Origin of the sequence: Marinimicrobium sp. UBA4209 (assembly GCF_002381585.1) — a bacterium.
In the GTDB taxonomy this organism is placed as follows: Bacteria; Pseudomonadota; Gammaproteobacteria; order Pseudomonadales; family Cellvibrionaceae; genus Marinimicrobium; species Marinimicrobium koreense.
Genome location: NZ_DFTP01000047.1, coordinates 1 through 1,277, shown reverse-complemented (window position 1 = coordinate 1,277; position 1,277 = coordinate 1). Strand labels below are relative to the sequence as shown.

1 protein-coding gene is annotated in these 1,277 nt (G+C 59.1%); it reads left to right on the top strand.

Annotated elements, in window-relative coordinates; translation table 11 throughout:
- The coding region (locus B3187_RS06545; RefSeq protein ID WP_286805253.1) for a class I tRNA ligase family protein at nucleotides 1–1,277 on the top strand (1,277 nt) is incomplete at both ends.

The following is a 1,277-nucleotide window of genomic DNA, read 5'->3' as shown; positions in this document are numbered from 1 at the left end:
GTGGCCACCACCCGCCCGGAAACCATGCTGGGCGATTCGGCCGTGGCCGTGCACCCGGAAGACCAGCGCTACGCCTCACTGGTGGGGAAGTTCATTGAGCTGCCCCTGGTCGGCCGCCGCATTCCGATTATTGCCGATGACTATGTGGATCAGGATTTTGGCACCGGCTGCGTGAAGATCACTCCAGCCCACGACTTCAATGATTACGAAGTGGGCAAACGTCACGACCTGCCCCTGATCAATGTGCTGGATAAAGATGCGGCCATTCTGGGCACCGCTCAGGTATTCAACTATGCCGGTCAGTCTCGCACCGACATCGATACCGGCCTGCCCTCAGAGCTGGCAGGCAAAGATCGCTATGCCGCGCGCGAAGCGATTGTCGAAGCCCTGCAGGCCTCCGACCTGATGGACAAGATCGAAGACCATGCTCTGAAGCAGCCCCGCGGCGACCGCTCCGGTGTAGTGGTGGAACCCTGGCTAACCGACCAGTGGTATGTGAGCACCAAGCCCCTGGCCGAGCCGGCCATTGAGGCGGTGGAAGACGGCCGCATTCAGTTTGTGCCCAAGCAGTACGAGAACATGTACTTTTCCTGGATGCGCGACATTCAGGACTGGTGCATCAGCCGACAGCTCTGGTGGGGCCATCGGATTCCGGCCTGGTACGACGAGAACGGCAAGGTGTATGTGGGCCGCAACGAGGCGGAAATCCGCAGCAAGTACGACCTGCCCCAGAGCGTCAGGCTGGAGCAGGACGAAGACGTACTGGATACCTGGTTCAGCTCGGGTCTGTGGACCTTTTCCACGCTCGGCTGGCCGGAACAGACCGACTTCCTGAAGAAATTCCACCCGACCGACCTGCTGGTGACCGGGTTCGACATCATTTTCTTCTGGGTGGCGCGCATGATCATGCTGACCATGCACCTGATCAAAGATGAAAACGGTAAGCCGCAGGTGCCGTTCGAAACCGTCTACGTGCACGGTCTGGTACGCGACAGTTACGGTCAGAAAATGTCCAAGTCCAAAGGCAACGTGCTGGACCCGCTGGACATCATCGACGGCATTGATCTCGAAAGCCTGGTGGCCAAGCGTACCAAAGGCCTGATGCGCCCGAAAGACGCCCAGAAAATTGAAAAGCAGACCCGCAAGGAATTCCCGGACGGTATTGCCGCCTATGGCACCGACGCCCTGCGTTTTACCTTCTGCTCCCTGGCCTCCACCGGGCGTGACATCAAGTTCGATATGGGCCGGGTGGAAGGCTACCGCAACTTCTGCAACAA